Source organism: Mycobacterium sp., from assembly GCF_032162105.1.
GTDB lineage: Bacteria > Actinomycetota > Actinomycetes > Mycobacteriales > Mycobacteriaceae > Mycobacterium.
The window spans coordinates 1-13,420 of the sequence record NZ_JAVRPS010000651.1 but is presented as its reverse complement, the minus strand read 5'-3'; the positions used below and the strand labels follow the sequence as shown (position 1 = coordinate 13,420).

Genomic DNA, 13,420 nt, shown 5'->3' with positions numbered 1-13,420 from the left:
CGCCTACGGCGATGGCCGAGAGGCTGGACGCGCACTGACGGTTGACGGCCAGCCCGGGGATGTCGAGCAGGCCGAGGGCCACCGCGACGTAGCGGGCACTGTCGCCACCGCCCTGCATGCTCTCGGCCAGGACCAGGTCGTCGAAATCGGCCGCTTGCAGTCCGGAGCGCTCGATGACGGCCATCACCACGGGCTTGGCCAGGTCGACCGCTGGAACGTTGGCTAGCGTGCCACGACGTGCCGTTCCGATCGGTGTGCGGGCAGCGGCCACGATGGCCGCGCGGGACGCTCGGGGCGAGCGAAGCGACGGGACATGTGTGGTGTTGGCCATATGTCTCCCAAGATCGTCGGAAGCTGGGGTGGTTGCCCAGCGAGCGGCGCCAGTCTATACCGTTAAATAGATATCGGTATTTCGGGTGGGCGACGACGGGAGCTGGCAGTGAAGGTGATCACGTCCGTGGACGACGCGGTGGCGACGATCGGCGAGGAACTCGGAGTCAGTCGATGGGTGGACGTCGATCAGAGCCGCATCGACGCCTTCGCCGACGTGACGATGGATCATCAGTGGATCCACGTCGACGTCGACAAGGCCAAGGCCGAGAGTCCCTACGGCGCAACGATTGCGCATGGCTTCCTCACGTTGTCACTGATCCCCGGCGTCAGCAAGGACAACTACCGCGTGGAGAACGCGAAGATGGGCATCAACTACGGCCTGAACAAGGTGCGCTTTCTGGCCGCGGTCACGGCGGGCAGCCGGATCCGGGTCCGCTCCCACCTCGCGGACGCCACCTCAGTCGGGGACAACACCGTCAACCTGACCGTGCGCCACACCGTGGAGATCGACGGCGTCGACAAACCGGCCGCAGTCGCCGAACTGATCGCCAGGTTCGTCTTCTGATGACTAACCTCACCAAGATGGCCGGCGGTCCGTTCGACGGAAAGGCCGTCCTGACCGGGGCGGGCAAGTCGCAGGTCGGCCGCCGGCTGGGCCGGACGGGACTGGACCTGACGCTCGAGGCGGTGCTGCGGGCGATCGAGGACGCCGGGCTGAGCGTCGACGACGTCGACGGGATCGCCAGCTACCCGGGACCCGGCGTGCCCGACGCGGGATTCTCCGGCGCCACCGTTCAGGAGGTCCGCAACGCGTTGGGACTGCGCTCCCGTTGGTACGTCTCGGCAATGGAGACAGCAGGACAGATCGGCCCGGCGATCGAGGCGTGCATGGCCGTCAGCCTCGGCTTGGCCAACCACGTCGTGGTGTACCGGTCGGTGTGGGAGTCCACTGCCGCGCACCAGGCCGGCGGCGGTCGGGCGTCGGTGCTGTTCGGCGGCGGCGAGCTGCCCCCGCACCTGGAATGGATGGCGCCCTTCGGCGCGCTCTCGGCCGCGAATTGGCTGGCCATGCCCGCCCAGCGCTACATGCAGGACTTCGGCCTGACCCGCGAGCACCTAGGCCGCATCGCGATCAACGCCCGCACCAACGCCGAACGCAACCCCGACGCGGTCTATCGCGAGCCGATGACGATGGACGACTATCTCGGTGCTCGGATGATCTCCGAGCCGTTGTGCCTCTACGACTGCGACGTGCCGTGCGACGGAGCGACTGCCGTGATCGTGTCGCGCCGCGACGCCGCGGGTGGCCTGCCGCGGCGCCCGCTGACGGTGGAGTCCGTAGGGCCGGGCATGTTCGAGCGAGCCACGTGGGACCAGCGCGCCGACATCACCACGATGGCCGCGCACGACTCGGCGGCCACACTGTGGGAGCACACGACGCTGACCCCTTCCGACGTGGACATGGCCCAGCTCTACGACGGCTTCTCGTTCCTGACCGTGATGTGGTTGGAGGCGTTGGGATTCTGCGAGCACGGCAAGGTCGGCGACTTCTTGGGGGATGGTTCACGCATCGCGCTCGATGGGTCGCTGCCGATCAACACCAGCGGCGGACAGCTCTCCGGCGGTCGGCTGCACGGCATGGGCTTCTTGCACGAGGCGTGTGTGCAGATGTGGGGCGAAGGCGGCGAGCGGCAGGCGCCGAAGACTCCCGAGGTGGTTGCCGTCGGGGTCGGCGGCGGACCGGTGGCGGGATCGATGCTGTTGAGCAGTCGGTAACCCCAGTCGATGGTGGGCACCGGAGCCGGCGGCATGACGCTCGGTGACATCGTCACCGACAACGCGGTGCGCTTCGGTGACGTGGCCGCCTACCGGCACGGCGACCGGACCGTGACGCACGCCCAACTACGGGACCGCGCGGTGCGGCTGGTGTCGGCGATGGCCGCGGCCGGGGTGCGACGTCAAGACCGTATTGCGGTGTTGAGCCGCAACGGCATCGAGTTCGGAGAGTTGATCGCGGCCACTCAACTCAGCGGAATCATCTTGGCCACCGTCAACTTTCGGCTCTCGCCGCCGGAGACGGCCGACGTGCTCCGCCGCGTGGCCCCGTCGATCGTGTTCGTCGCCGACGAATTCGTCCCGGTGATCGCCGACATCGTGGCGCAGCTGCCGTCGGCGCCGGTCCTGGTGGCCATCGGTGGCGAGCCGCCGCCGGGGATGACCGGCTACGAGCGGTTCGTCGACGGTGGCCGGGGTGGCGAGGCCGAGTTCGTGGCGACCCCCGACGACATCGCTTGCCTGCTGTTCACCAGCGGCACCACCGGAGCCTCCAAATGCTGCATCCTCGGCCAGCGCGAACTACGCCGGATCGCATACACGATGAACAACGAAATGCATTGCGGCAGTGCCGATCGCGGACTGATCAACATGCCGATGTTCCACGTGGGCGCGCTCGCGATCATCGGGGGCCTGCATGCTCGCGGCGGGACCGTGGTGCTGCAGCAGCAGTTCGACCCGACCGAGGCGGTAGCGTTGATCGCCACCGAGCGGATCACGGTGCTGCATCTCGCGCCGGTCATGCTCAAGGCGCTGCTCGACGAGTTCACCGAGACCGACGCCGTCGACAGCCTGCGCACCGTCATCTACGCGGCCGCTCCGATGTCTGCGCTCACACTGCAGCGGGCGCTGTCCGCGTTCCCCGACGTCGGGTTCCTCAATCTCTACGGCCAGACCGAGGTCATCGTGTCGGGATTGCCGCGCGAACTGCACGCCCTCGACAGTCCGCATGCCGAGGAGCGGCTGCGCTCGGTCGGCTTTCCATTCCCGGGCACGCGGGTCCGCGTCGTCGACGAGAGCGGACGCAACTTGCCCGCGGGGGAGGCTGGCGAGATCGTCGTGCAGTCCGACTCGATGTTCCGCGGCTACTTGAACGACCCGGCGGCCACGGAGGCGACGCTGCTCGACGGGTGGTGCCGCACCGGCGACGTGGGCCGGATCGACGAGCGCGGACTGCTGTATCTGGTGGACCGCAAGAAGGACGTGATCATCAGCGGTGGGGAGAATGTCTACTCTCCCGAGGTGGAGGACGCGATCTGTGCGGTCGACGGGGTGGCCGCCTGCGCGGTGGTCGGGGTGCCCGACGAGAAGTGGGGTGAGGCGGTCTGTGCGGTCGTCGTGCCGTCGGCCGGTGCGTCGCCTTCGCTGGAGGCGCTTCAGGAGGGCGTCCGACGGAGGCTGGCCCGCTACAAGGTGCCGCGCCGACTGGTGCTGGTCACCGAACTGCCGGTTCTGGCGAGCGGCAAGGTGGACAAGAAGCGGCTGCGGGCTGACCTCACGGCTGATGCCGGCTGAGCTACAGCGCGGGCTGACCGTACACCGCGACCACCACGGAGCGACTCAGGCTGTTCTCCGACCACACCCCGATGGCGGTGTTCGCGCAGTCCTGCATCGTCGCTCGCGACGGCGGGTCCCACCACCACTGGGCGAGGATCTCGACGCCGCTGATCGCCAGCGCCGGGTTGATCGCCACGGTCTCGGCGACCTTGCCCTTGAAGCCGGTCGCGATCGCCCGGTCCTGCGGCGTGGAGCCGTCGGAACCGATGTCGCCGTTGACGTTCGGGTCGTTGAGCACGTCGAGGGTGTGCCTGCGCGCCGCATCGACCAGTCGGCCGTCCAGCTTCGGCTCGGTCAGGCAGCCGTACTGCTTCTGGGCGGTGTAGATGTTGACGAACACGCTCTCGTTCAGTCGCTTGTTGTCGGCCAGAGCGGACGGCGTGCAGGTGGCGACGACCATCGCCGACAGCAGCGCCAGCGTCAGTGCGCAACGTCGGACATGGGTGAATGTCATGCTCGAAGAGACTACCTGCAATCAGATAAATGAATTACGCTTTCAACTGCCGGAGCAGTGCCCGGCGCAGCAGGTTCGCCATGAGTTCCGCCGCGCGCTGGTCGGTGTCCGGCGCGACCGCGGCGGTCGGCTCCGTCATCCGGCCCAACACCGCCAGGAACACCGCGCCCGCCACCTGACCGTCGATGCCTGGGGGCAAGTCGACGGAGTCGAGCGACGTAGCGACCGCGCGGTGGATGGCGCCGATGCCGTGATCGACGGCGGCGTCGGACAGCTGCTCTGCCACGGTCCCGTCGAACCAGGCCCGGATGACCCCGCGGTAGGTGCGGTGAAACCGGACGTAGCCAAGCATCCATTCGGTCAGCGAGCCCGAGGCCATCGGCGGAAGCGTGGCGGCGTGCTCCTCGACCTCGGTCACTGCCCGGCGTGTCAGTTCGGCCAGGATCCTGTCCTTGGTGCTGAAGTACCGGTACAACGTGGCGCGACTGAGCTCGGCCGCTGCCGCGATCTCCTCCATGCTCACGGCGTAGTAGCCCCGTTCGGCGAACAGTGCCGAGCTCACCGCCAGCACGTCGTGCGCGATCGGTGACAGCGGCACCTCGGTGATCTGCGGAGTCGGCCTGGACGGTTCGATGACGGCAGACGGCCGGCTGGCTGGCGCCAAGACCTTTGGTGCGGCGGCGCGCAACGCGTCCGCCGGGGTTTCGGGGAACAACATCAACTGCAATGCGACGGTCAGCGACCACGACACGACGGAGCGGTCGGGTAGCGGGAACATCGCGCGGTGTCGATAGAGGTTCACCATGTGTGGGATCCGCCCCAGCACCGCGGCCGCATCGTGGGCATCCAATTCGTCCAATGGCGCGCGCCGCAGCCGCTCGGTCACCATGAGTCGGTACGTCTCGGCGACCGCGCCCGTGTCGATGACCGACAGCCCGGCCGCGGTGCCGATACCGGGAAACTCCGCGAACACTGCCGCGTGGGCGTCGTAGATGGTCGCCCAGTCGACCAGCCATCGGTGGAGCTCGTCGACGCCGGCGATCGTCGGGCCGAGTTCGCCGAGCTGTTCGCCGTGAACGAGCACGTCCCGCTCGGCTGCCGCGCTCAGCTCTCGGAAGATGTCCTCCTTGCCCGCGAAGTACTGATAGACGGTGGCGCGCGAGGCGTTGGCAGCCTTCGCGATGGTGTCGAGTGAAGTGCTGTGAAAGCCGTTGGTCAGGAACACTTCTGCGGCGCAGGCGAGTATCCGGTCGCGGGTGTGCAGGCCGCGGCGCCCGACCCCGACGTTGGCGGCCGGGGCGTAGCCGGGACGACGCGTCTTGTCCGGGGTCGCCATGCAAGAAGTATCCGCGTGGGCCTGCGGTGATGGGGCGCTCACTGCGACGGCGGTCCGGGCAGGTTGCGCTTGGCCTTGCCTGGGTAGCCGAAGAACTTCTCGAAGTTTGCGTCGTTGATGGGCTGGGCGCTGTTGCGGACGGCCGCCGACCGCAGGGCTTCGAGGCGCGCTTCGGCTTTCTCGAGGGCGTCAGCCGGCCCGTCTTGCTGCAGGCGGGTGACCTCCTGCGATGCAGCACCGACTTCGAGTCGGAGTCGTTCGCCCGCTTCGCCGAAGGTCAGCAGGTCGTGGTCGTCTTCGTCGACCTTCTCCCGCGCTGCGGCTTCGACGGGTTCGTTTGGGGAGCTCATGTCGTGCCTCTCAACCTCTAGACGAATGTGGTGCACGTCATATAATGTGAGACGAAGCGTCAGAAATCAAGACGCTGCGTCAGAAACAGCCACACCATCAGAAGCGAAGGAGCGCGCGATGCCGCTTCAGGATCACCACCAGATCGTCTCCGTGGACGACCACCTCATCGAACACCCCCGGGTGTGGCAGGACCGACTTCCCGCCAAGTGGCGTGAGGCGGGTCCGCGCATCATGGAAACCGACGGCAAGCATCTGTGGAGCTATGACGGGCAGATCTTCCCGACGATCGGGCTCAACGCCGTAGCTGGCAAGCCGCCCGAGGAGTGGGGGATGGATCCCGTGCGCTACGAGGACATGATCCCGGGCTGCTACGACCCGGTCGCGAGGGTGGCCGACATGGATCTCGACGGCGTGCAGGCGGCGCTCTGTTTCCCCTCGTTCCCGGGCTTCGGCGGCGGCACGTTCCAGCGCGCTGAGGACAAGGAGCTCGCGCTGTTGTGCGTCAAGGCGTGGAACGATTTCTACATCGACGAGTGGTGTGCGACTGCGCCGGAGCGCTTCATCCCGCTGGCGATCCTGCCGACATGGGACATCGACGCGTGCGTCGAGGAAGCCACGCGGGTGGCCGCCAAGGGTGCGCGCACGGTGTCGTTCCCGGACAGCCCGGTACCGCTTGGGCTGCCGTCGTTTCATTCGGATCACTGGGATCCGCTGTGGCGTGTGTGCTCGGAGACCGAGATGCCGGTGTCGCTGCACTTCGGCTCGGGATCCTTTGTTCCGGGGTTCTCGTTCTCCTCGCTGAAGCCCGACAACAGCATGACGAAGGCACTGCCCGACGCGCCGTTCGCGGTGGCGACCACCCTCTTCTCGTCGAACCTGATGTGGACGACGGTCGACCTGCTCTTCTCTGGCAAGCTGCAGCAGTTCCCGGAGCTGCAGATCTCGCTGGCCGAAGGCGGTATCGGCTGGGTGCCCTACATCCTCGAACGGTCGGACTACGTCTGGGAGCGACACCGCTACTACCAGAACATCGACTTCGACACCCGGCCGTCCGACCTGTTCCGCGAGCATTTCTGGGGCTGTTTCATCGAGGACTTGCACGGGCTGAAGAACCGTCACGAGGTCGGCATCGACCGCATTACCTTGGAGATCGACTTCCCGCACAGCGATTCCAACTGGCCGAACTCACGCAAGCGGGCCGCCGAGGTTTTAGCCGAGGTGCCCGACGACGAGTGCTCTCTGATCGTCGAGGAGAACGCCCGCCGCATGCTCAACTTCCCGCGGGTGTCCGCCGGTGATCGACAGTTGGCCTCCGTCTAGCCGGAGCCAGGGGATAACGGGATGGACACCAAACGCATCGTGCGCCGGATCGCGCAAGGCATCGTCGTGCTCTGCGCGGCAGGCAGCGCGGTGGTCGCCTCCCGCCAGGATTGGCCGGATGCGGCGTTGATCGGACTATTCGGCGCGTGGGCATTGGTGACGGCCCGCAAGATGACGTGGAAACTGCGCCAGGATCCTGACAACGCCGCGACCGTCGGGGTCGGCTAGCTCCTACTACTCGGCGTCGCCGGCCTTCGCCTCGTCGTCGCGGGTGAGGCCGGCGGCGCCGATGAGTTCTTCGTGCAGTTCGAACCACACCGTGTGGTACGAGTCGATCGTGGGCCGGGTGAGCCACGTGGTGTCCCCGGCCTGAACCCTGTCCAGCGCCGCGGATAGCTTGGCGGCGTAGGCGTCAAGTCGTGGCAGCTGCTCGGCAGCAGCGGCCAGGATGGGCAGGACGGCCTGGTGCACGGCGTAGAGGCGGCGCAGCACGGCGGCGTCGTAGTCTGTGTCGCCGTGATCGTTGGGCTCGCCGTCCTTGAGCTGCCAATCGGACACCAGTGCCTTGAAATCGCGGTTGACTCCGCGGAAGTTCTCGTAGGCCTGCGCGAAGGCCGCGCCGTCGAGACCGTGGCGTTCGTCGGTGAGGAGCTCATTCAGGCGAGCCCGGCCTTCCGGTGACAACCGTACGGTCTTGCCCTCGACCAGCAGGCCCGCCTCGGTCAGTTCCTTGACCGCAGTTTCGACCGATGACGCGTCCTCGTCGAGCGTTGCGGCGAGGTCGGCCGGCCGCACCCGGCCCTTGAGTCGTGCGGCCTGCAGCAGCGTCAGCTCATCCATCGGTGGACCTTTCGGCGAGTTGGACTGCAGTGAGCATGGCGATCAGGGGAGTCTCGCACGCGTCGCCGAGTACCCGGCGGGCGATCGCGGCCAGCTCCACCAGATCGGGGGTGTCTTGCTCCGACCACGCCGTGAGCTCCAGTGCGCCGTCGAACACCGCTCCCTCGCCGCCGTCGACCGTGATCACCCTGCCGTCGAGCGCGGCCGCCACCCCTGCACCACACCCGACCACCGCGGGAAGGCCGATCTCACGACTGACCACCGCGGCGTGGGAGGTGGCTCCACCGATCTCGGTGACGATCGCGCGGGCCGCGAGCATCCCGGCGACGTCATCGGGACTGGTCGACGTGCGGACCAGGATGACGTCCTCGTCCGCGTCAGCGGCGTCGAGTGCTGCATCGACGTCGGTGTACGCGGTGCCCGACACCACGCCGGGGCTCGCGGGTAGCCCCTTGGCCAATAGGGTTGCGGCGAGCCGGGTCTCGGGCTGCAACGCGGGTGACAGCAGCGCCCGGACATGGTCGGGGGTGACCCGCCCCAGTGCCTCGGCGTCGTCGATGAGGCCGGCGTCGCGAAACTTCAGCGCCAGACGGACGGCGGCCTGCGGGGAGCGCTTCGCGACGCGGGTCTGCAGCAGCCACAACCGGCCCTCTTCGACGGTGAACTCGATGTCCTGCACGTCACGGCCGAGCCGTTCCAGTTGGTCGGCCGCGGCGATCAGTTCGGCGAAGACTCCGGGCTGCTGGGTCCGCAACGCGTCCAGCGGGAGGCAGTCGAGCGTGCCCGAGACCACATCCTCACCCTGCGCGCAGGGTAACCATTCACCCAGCGGCGCGTCGGCGCCCGTCGCCGGATTGCGGCTGAACACCACCCCGGTGCCCGAGTCGCGGAGGTGGTTTCCGAATACCATTGCCTGCACGACGACGGCGGTGCCGCCTGTGCCGTCGAGCCCGTGGTGGGCGCGGTAGGCCGCCGCCCGCGGGCTGTTCCAGGAGGCGAACACCGCCTCGACGGCGCCGCGAACCTGGACGAATGGGTCGTCGGGCACGGCGGCCGACGAATCCTCGCCGAGCACGATCCGCCGGTACATCGCTTCAAATCGGGAACGGGTGTCGGCGGCGAACTCCACCGAGGTGTGCATGGCCAGCGCCTGATCGACGGCGTCGTCGATGCCGAGGTCGAGCACGGTGTCGAGCATGCCCGGCATGGACTGCGCGGCCCCGGAACGGACGCTGAGCAGCAACGGCCGCGGGCCACGGCCGAACGTGCGCGACGTCTCGTCCTCCAGCCAGCGGAGTTTGTCGAGCACGTCGGGCCATACCCGATCCAGGGCGTGCTCCTGGCCGGCCAGCAAGGCCGCGCACACCTCGGTTGTGAGGCAGAAGGCCGGCGGTACTGGCAGGCCGAGGGATCGCATCAGATTGATGCCAAATCCCTTGTTGCCCAGAATTTCACGCGGTAGTCGGGATTCGCCGTCGAGCAACGCCACGGACCCCGGACCACGGCTCGGCCTGGCGTCATCACCGATGGCCCGCGTCATGGCCATAAAGCATGCCAGACGCCGAAATAGTTAATCATTTAGTCTTATGCTGTCATTGTTGACCAGGCCGCGCGCCCTCGCGGTCGAGCGGAGGAGGTTGCATGAAGGTCCGTCTGGAGCAGTCGAAGTGTGTGGGCCATGCCCAGTGCTATGCCGTCGACCCGGACTTGTTCCCGATCGACGACTCGGGTTACTCGATTCTCGAAGCGCACGACGTGCGGCCGGGAGACGAGCAGCCCACCAGGGACGGGGTCGCCGCCTGCCCCGAACTTGCGCTGATTCTCGAGGAGGACTGACGGGGCGCTTGCCAATCGCATGCGCCAACAGTCACACTGCTACTTAACTAACTAGGTTCACTTTGTGGAGCGTGATGCAGGCAACTGATTGGCGACCCCGGCTCGAGTCGCTTCTCGCCGACTTCCGTCGCCGCCAGAACGACACCGCCCGATCGGGAGACAAGCCCGACCGCATCGAGGCGGCCCGTGCCTGGCACGCGACGCTCGTCGACCACGGGCTTGCCGCACCGGGCTGGCCGCAATCGGTCGGCGGCCTCGAGTTGCCCCTGCAGGACCAACTGGACTACTACCGGATGACCACCGACGCGGGCGCGCCGCCGCATCCCTGCGCGCTGTCGTTCATCCTCGCCCCCACCCTGATCGCGCACGGCACTCGGGAGCAGAAGGACCGCTTCCTCGAACCGCTGCTGCGGGCGGATGAGTTCTGGTGTCAAGGGTTTTCCGAACCGGGTGCGGGCAGCGACCTGTCGTCGCTGTCGACCCGCGCGGTACTCGACGGTGACGTGTACCGGGTGACGGGTCAGAAGGTGTGGACCACGATGGCCGACCGGGCCGATTGGATGTTCGCGCTGGTGCGCACCGGTCCGCCCGGTCGCTCGACCGACGGCATCACGTATCTGCTGATCCCGATGAAGAGTCCGGGCGTCACCGTGCGGCCGCTGCGCGACATCAGCGGGGCGGCGCACTTCGCCGAGGTGTTCCTCGACGACGTGGAGGTGCCCGTCGAGAACCGGGTCGGCGATGAGGGCGCAGGCTGGTCGATCATGCGCACCTCGCTCGGCCACGAGCGGGCCACCGCCTTCCTCGCCGACGAATTCAAGTACCGCCGCACCGCCGACCGGGTGATCGACCTGGTGGTGTCACGCGGGCTTGCCGACGATCCGCTGGTCCGTCAGGACGTCGCGCGCCTCGAGTCCGGGGTGCGCACCATCGCCGCCAACAGTGCGCGCGCACTGGCCACGGTCCTGCGTGGCGAGGATCCCGGTGGCGTCGCATCGGTGAACCGGCTGGTGAAATCCGAGTTCGAGCAACACATGCATGCGCTGGCGCTTCGTGCAGTCGGCCCGTATGCCGCGCTTGGCAGCCGGGCGCCCGACGCCGTCGACAACGGACGGTGGACGTTCGGCTATCTGATGAGCCGGGCGACCACGATCGGCGCCGGGACCGCCGAGATCCAACGCAACACCATCGCCGAGGGCGTGCTCGGGCTGCCGTCGCACCGGGGGGAAGGCGCCCGCGCGGCAGCCGGCGTTCCAGGTGCACCGCTCGCGGTGCCCGAGGATGACGAGCGCGAACTGCGCGAGGTGCTAGCGGGCGCACTGCGGGCCAAGGTGGACATGGCGGCACTGCTCGACAGGAAGCGGCCGATCGGCGCCTCCGAACGTGACGTATGGTCGGCGCTCGTCGAGTTCGGCCTGCCGGGCCTTGCCGTCGATGAATCCCTCGGCGGCGGCGGTGCCAGGCCCAGGTTGCTCTACGCCGCCATCGAAGAAGCTGCGAAGGCTCTGGCGCCCGCGCCGCTCGTCGCGACCGTGACCGCGCTCGACGTCGCCGTGCAGTGTGGCGCAAAGGCTTTGGTCCAGCGGATCACGGCGGGCGCGCCGGCGTCGTTCGCCGTGCCTCTCGGCGACGGCGGCTGGGTCACCAGCGGGCCGGAGCTGCCCGTGTGGGACGGCGCTGCGCTGGATGGCGTGGTCCCGGTCGTGGCGGGTGCGCCGACCGCCGAGGTGCTGATCGTGTTGGCGCGGACCGCGGACGGCGCTGGGGCGAGCGAAGCGGCGGGGGATCATGTGGTCGTGGTAGCCGTGGACGCCGGCGCCGACGGCGTCACGGTGGCGGCCCATCAGCCCTTCGACCTGACCGCCACCATCGGCTCGGTGACGTTGACCGGCGCCGCGGGGGAGGTGCTGGCCGACGGCACCGACGTGCGCCGCTTGCTCCGCGACGCCCGCCGCCGAGCAGCGCTCGCAGTGGCGGCGGACTCGGTCGGGGTGGGATCGCGCGCCTTGGCGATGGCCGTCGACTGGGCGGGGGAAAGACACCAATTCGGCCGCGCCATCGGCAGTTTCCAAGCGGTGTCGCACCGGTGCGCGGACATGTTGGTCGCATTGGAGGGCGCCCGTAGCCAGGTGCTCGCGGCTGCCGACGTCGACCCCGACGAGTCCGACGTCCTGGTGGACCTCGCCACGGCCGCGGCGCTCGACGCAGGCGTCGCCGCCGCCGAGGGCGCACTGCAGATCCACGGCGGCATCGGGTTTACCTGGGAACACCCGGTCCATCTGCTGCTGCGTCGCGCTCAGGCCAACGCGGTCCTGGTGGGCCGTGCCGACGCGCTGCGGGACAGGGCTGCCGGGGAGCTCCTGCAGCGAGCCGGCGTCTGACGAGTCACGTCGAAAGGGAAGACGACAACGTGGAATACGGCATGGGACCCGAGCTGGAGAGCTTCCGCGCCGAGGTGCGCGCCTTCATCACCGAGCACGCGCCGGCCATACCTCCGCGGGCCGGCGTGCGCAGTGCGGAGAACGAGGCGGAACTCAAGGCGATGCAGGACTGGACGGCGCGCTTGTTCGAGGCAGGCTACGCCGGCGCGGACTGGCCCGCGGAGTTCGGCGGCCGTGCCGACCGCTCCGCTGAGCACGCCATCGTGGTTGGCGAGGAGCTGGCCCGCGCCGCGGCACCCGGCGTGCCGAGCGGCAACGCCCTCGCCTCGCATGCGCTGATCCACTACGGCACCGACGAACAGCGCCGCAGGCACCTGCCGGCGATCCGGGCCGGCAGGCAACTGTGGTGTCAGCTGTTCAGCGAGCCGGGTGCTGGCAGCGATCTGGCGTCGCTTCGCACCAGGGCCGTCCTCGACGGCGACGCCTACACGGTCAGCGGACAGAAGGTGTGGACCACCGACGGGCACTGGGCCGACTACGGATATCTGTTGGCGCGCACCGACTCCGACGCCCCGAAGCACAAGGGCATCAGCGCGTTCATCCTCGACATGTCCAGCCCGGGTATCACCGTCCGCCCGCTGCGCGAGCTGACCGGAACCTCGGACTTCAACGAGGTGTTCTTCGATGCCGTCGAGGTTCCCGCCTCGGTGATGATCGGGGCGCCAGGGCAGGGCTGGGCGATCGCGAATGCCACCCTTGGACACGAACGCACCAGCGTGGGTGCGGCGGTGGTCAAGCTGAGGTTGGCCATAGAGGGTCTTGTCGGGCTCGCTTCTCGCGTCACCGTCGACGGTCGCCCCGCCATCGAAAGTGATCGGGTCCGAGACCGCATCGGCGAGTTCAGTGCCGAGGTGGAGGCGCTCTCCGCGCTGACCTACGCCAACCTCACGCGCTGGCTGCGCGGCACCGAACGCATGCACGACGGCGCGATGGCCAAGCTGATGTTCAGTGAGCTGAATCTGGAGATGGCACGCTTCGCCGTCGAACTCGGCGGTGAGGCAGGCGTTTTGGTGGACGGCGACGCCGGGGTGCTCGACGACGGTCGCTGGCAGGACGAGTGGCTGTACGCCAGGGCCTACACGATCGCGGGCGGTAGTTCGGAGATCATGCGCAACCTGA

Annotated in this window: 14 protein-coding genes; 8 read left to right on the top strand and 6 right to left on the bottom strand. The window is 68.2% G+C overall.

Annotated elements, in window-relative coordinates:
• Window positions 1–331, bottom strand: a 331-nt coding sequence (locus QOC69_RS32790; protein ID WP_526446659.1) for a thiolase family protein, incomplete at its 3' end; no start/stop codon positions are given.
• Window positions 332–439: 108 nt separating this feature from the next.
• Here QOC69_RS32790 and QOC69_RS32785 point away from each other — a divergent pair.
• Genes QOC69_RS32785 through QOC69_RS32775 form a run of 3 tightly spaced genes read left to right on the top strand, consistent with a single transcriptional unit; the run spans window position 440 to window position 3,681 of the window.
• A complete protein-coding gene (locus QOC69_RS32785; protein WP_526446658.1) occupies window positions 440–898 on the top strand; it encodes a MaoC family dehydratase in 459 nt (152 codons plus the stop codon).
• Window positions 899–915: 17 nt separating this feature from the next.
• Window positions 916–2,109, top strand: a complete 1,194-nt coding sequence (locus QOC69_RS32780) for a thiolase family protein (protein ID WP_526446660.1) — start codon at window positions 916–918, stop codon at window positions 2,107–2,109.
• Window positions 2,110–2,118: 9 nt separating this feature from the next.
• Window positions 2,119–3,681, top strand: a complete 1,563-nt coding sequence (locus QOC69_RS32775) for a class I adenylate-forming enzyme family protein (protein ID WP_526446657.1) — start codon at window positions 2,119–2,121, stop codon at window positions 3,679–3,681.
• A 1-nt stretch (window position 3,682) separates the two neighbouring features.
• Here QOC69_RS32775 and QOC69_RS32770 read toward each other — a convergent pair whose 3' ends face one another.
• From QOC69_RS32770 to QOC69_RS32760, 3 genes are read right to left on the bottom strand one after another with little or no spacing between them, the layout of a single operon-like run.
• Window positions 3,683–4,177, bottom strand: coding sequence for a CAP domain-containing protein (locus tag QOC69_RS32770; protein WP_526446656.1), 495 nt, complete (start codon window positions 4,175–4,177; stop codon window positions 3,683–3,685).
• 34 nt (window positions 4,178–4,211) lie between these two features.
• Entirely contained in the window at window positions 4,212–5,513 is a 1,302-nt protein-coding gene (locus QOC69_RS32765; protein WP_526446655.1) for a TetR/AcrR family transcriptional regulator, read from the bottom strand.
• 38 nt (window positions 5,514–5,551) lie between these two features.
• Window positions 5,552–5,863, bottom strand: a complete 312-nt coding sequence (locus QOC69_RS32760; RefSeq protein WP_526446654.1) for an acyl-CoA synthetase — start codon at window positions 5,861–5,863, stop codon at window positions 5,552–5,554.
• A 118-nt stretch (window positions 5,864–5,981) separates the two neighbouring features.
• Between QOC69_RS32760 and QOC69_RS32755 the strand changes: the two genes are divergently transcribed.
• Both QOC69_RS32755 and QOC69_RS32750 read left to right on the top strand, forming a co-directional pair.
• Window positions 5,982–7,184 carry an amidohydrolase family protein gene (locus QOC69_RS32755; RefSeq protein ID WP_526446653.1) on the top strand — a complete coding sequence of 401 codons (1,203 nt, stop codon included), beginning with the start codon at window positions 5,982–5,984 and terminating at the stop codon, window positions 7,182–7,184.
• A gap of 21 nt (window positions 7,185–7,205) precedes the next feature.
• The gene (locus QOC69_RS32750; RefSeq protein ID WP_526446652.1) at window positions 7,206–7,412 is read left to right on the top strand and encodes a hypothetical protein; all 207 of its coding nucleotides are present in this window, start codon (window positions 7,206–7,208) and stop codon (window positions 7,410–7,412) included.
• A gap of 6 nt (window positions 7,413–7,418) precedes the next feature.
• Here QOC69_RS32750 and QOC69_RS32745 read toward each other — a convergent pair whose 3' ends face one another.
• Together QOC69_RS32745 and QOC69_RS32740 are read right to left on the bottom strand one after the other, a co-directional pair.
• Entirely contained in the window at window positions 7,419–8,024 is a 606-nt protein-coding gene (locus QOC69_RS32745; RefSeq protein WP_526446651.1) for a helix-turn-helix domain-containing protein, read from the bottom strand.
• Entirely contained in the window at window positions 8,017–9,564 is a 1,548-nt protein-coding gene (locus tag QOC69_RS32740) for a pyruvate, phosphate dikinase (RefSeq protein ID WP_526446650.1), read from the bottom strand. Before QOC69_RS32740 ends, QOC69_RS32745 begins: the two co-directional genes overlap by 8 nt.
• A 101-nt stretch (window positions 9,565–9,665) precedes the next feature.
• Here QOC69_RS32740 and fdxE point away from each other — a divergent pair, with 101 nt between their 5' ends.
• From fdxE to QOC69_RS32725, 3 genes are all read left to right on the top strand, one after another.
• Window positions 9,666–9,860, top strand: a complete 195-nt coding sequence (gene fdxE, locus QOC69_RS32735) for a ferredoxin FdxE (RefSeq protein ID WP_526446649.1) — start codon at window positions 9,666–9,668, stop codon at window positions 9,858–9,860.
• A gap of 74 nt (window positions 9,861–9,934) precedes the next feature.
• A complete protein-coding gene (locus tag QOC69_RS32730) occupies window positions 9,935–12,241 on the top strand; it encodes an acyl-CoA dehydrogenase family protein (RefSeq protein ID WP_526446648.1) in 2,307 nt (768 codons plus the stop codon).
• Between the two features lie 29 nt (window positions 12,242–12,270).
• On the top strand, window positions 12,271–13,420 hold a 1,150-nt coding region (locus tag QOC69_RS32725), incomplete at its 3' end, for an acyl-CoA dehydrogenase family protein (protein ID WP_526446647.1).

Excerpts from the sequence above, each read along its gene's own strand:
- fdxE (WP_526446649.1), top strand. The coding sequence starts at position 9,666 with ATGAAGGTCCGTCTGGAGCAGTCGAAGTGTGTGGGCCATGCCCAGTGC.
- QOC69_RS32775 (WP_526446657.1), top strand. The coding sequence starts at position 2,119 with ATGGTGGGCACCGGAGCCGGCGGCATGACGCTCGGTGACATCGTCACC.
- QOC69_RS32770 (WP_526446656.1), bottom strand. The coding sequence starts at position 4,177 with ATGACATTCACCCATGTCCGACGTTGCGCACTGACGCTGGCGCTGCTG.
- QOC69_RS32755 (WP_526446653.1), top strand. The coding sequence starts at position 5,982 with ATGCCGCTTCAGGATCACCACCAGATCGTCTCCGTGGACGACCACCTC.
- QOC69_RS32740 (WP_526446650.1), bottom strand. The coding sequence starts at position 9,564 with ATGACGCGGGCCATCGGTGATGACGCCAGGCCGAGCCGTGGTCCGGGG.
- QOC69_RS32760 (WP_526446654.1), bottom strand. The coding sequence starts at position 5,863 with ATGAGCTCCCCAAACGAACCCGTCGAAGCCGCAGCGCGGGAGAAGGTC.
- QOC69_RS32780 (WP_526446660.1), top strand. The coding sequence starts at position 916 with ATGGCCGGCGGTCCGTTCGACGGAAAGGCCGTCCTGACCGGGGCGGGC.
- QOC69_RS32750 (WP_526446652.1), top strand. The coding sequence starts at position 7,206 with ATGGACACCAAACGCATCGTGCGCCGGATCGCGCAAGGCATCGTCGTG.
- QOC69_RS32745 (WP_526446651.1), bottom strand. The coding sequence starts at position 8,024 with ATGGATGAGCTGACGCTGCTGCAGGCCGCACGACTCAAGGGCCGGGTG.
- QOC69_RS32730 (WP_526446648.1), top strand. The coding sequence starts at position 9,935 with ATGCAGGCAACTGATTGGCGACCCCGGCTCGAGTCGCTTCTCGCCGAC.
- QOC69_RS32765 (WP_526446655.1), bottom strand. The coding sequence starts at position 5,513 with ATGGCGACCCCGGACAAGACGCGTCGTCCCGGCTACGCCCCGGCCGCC.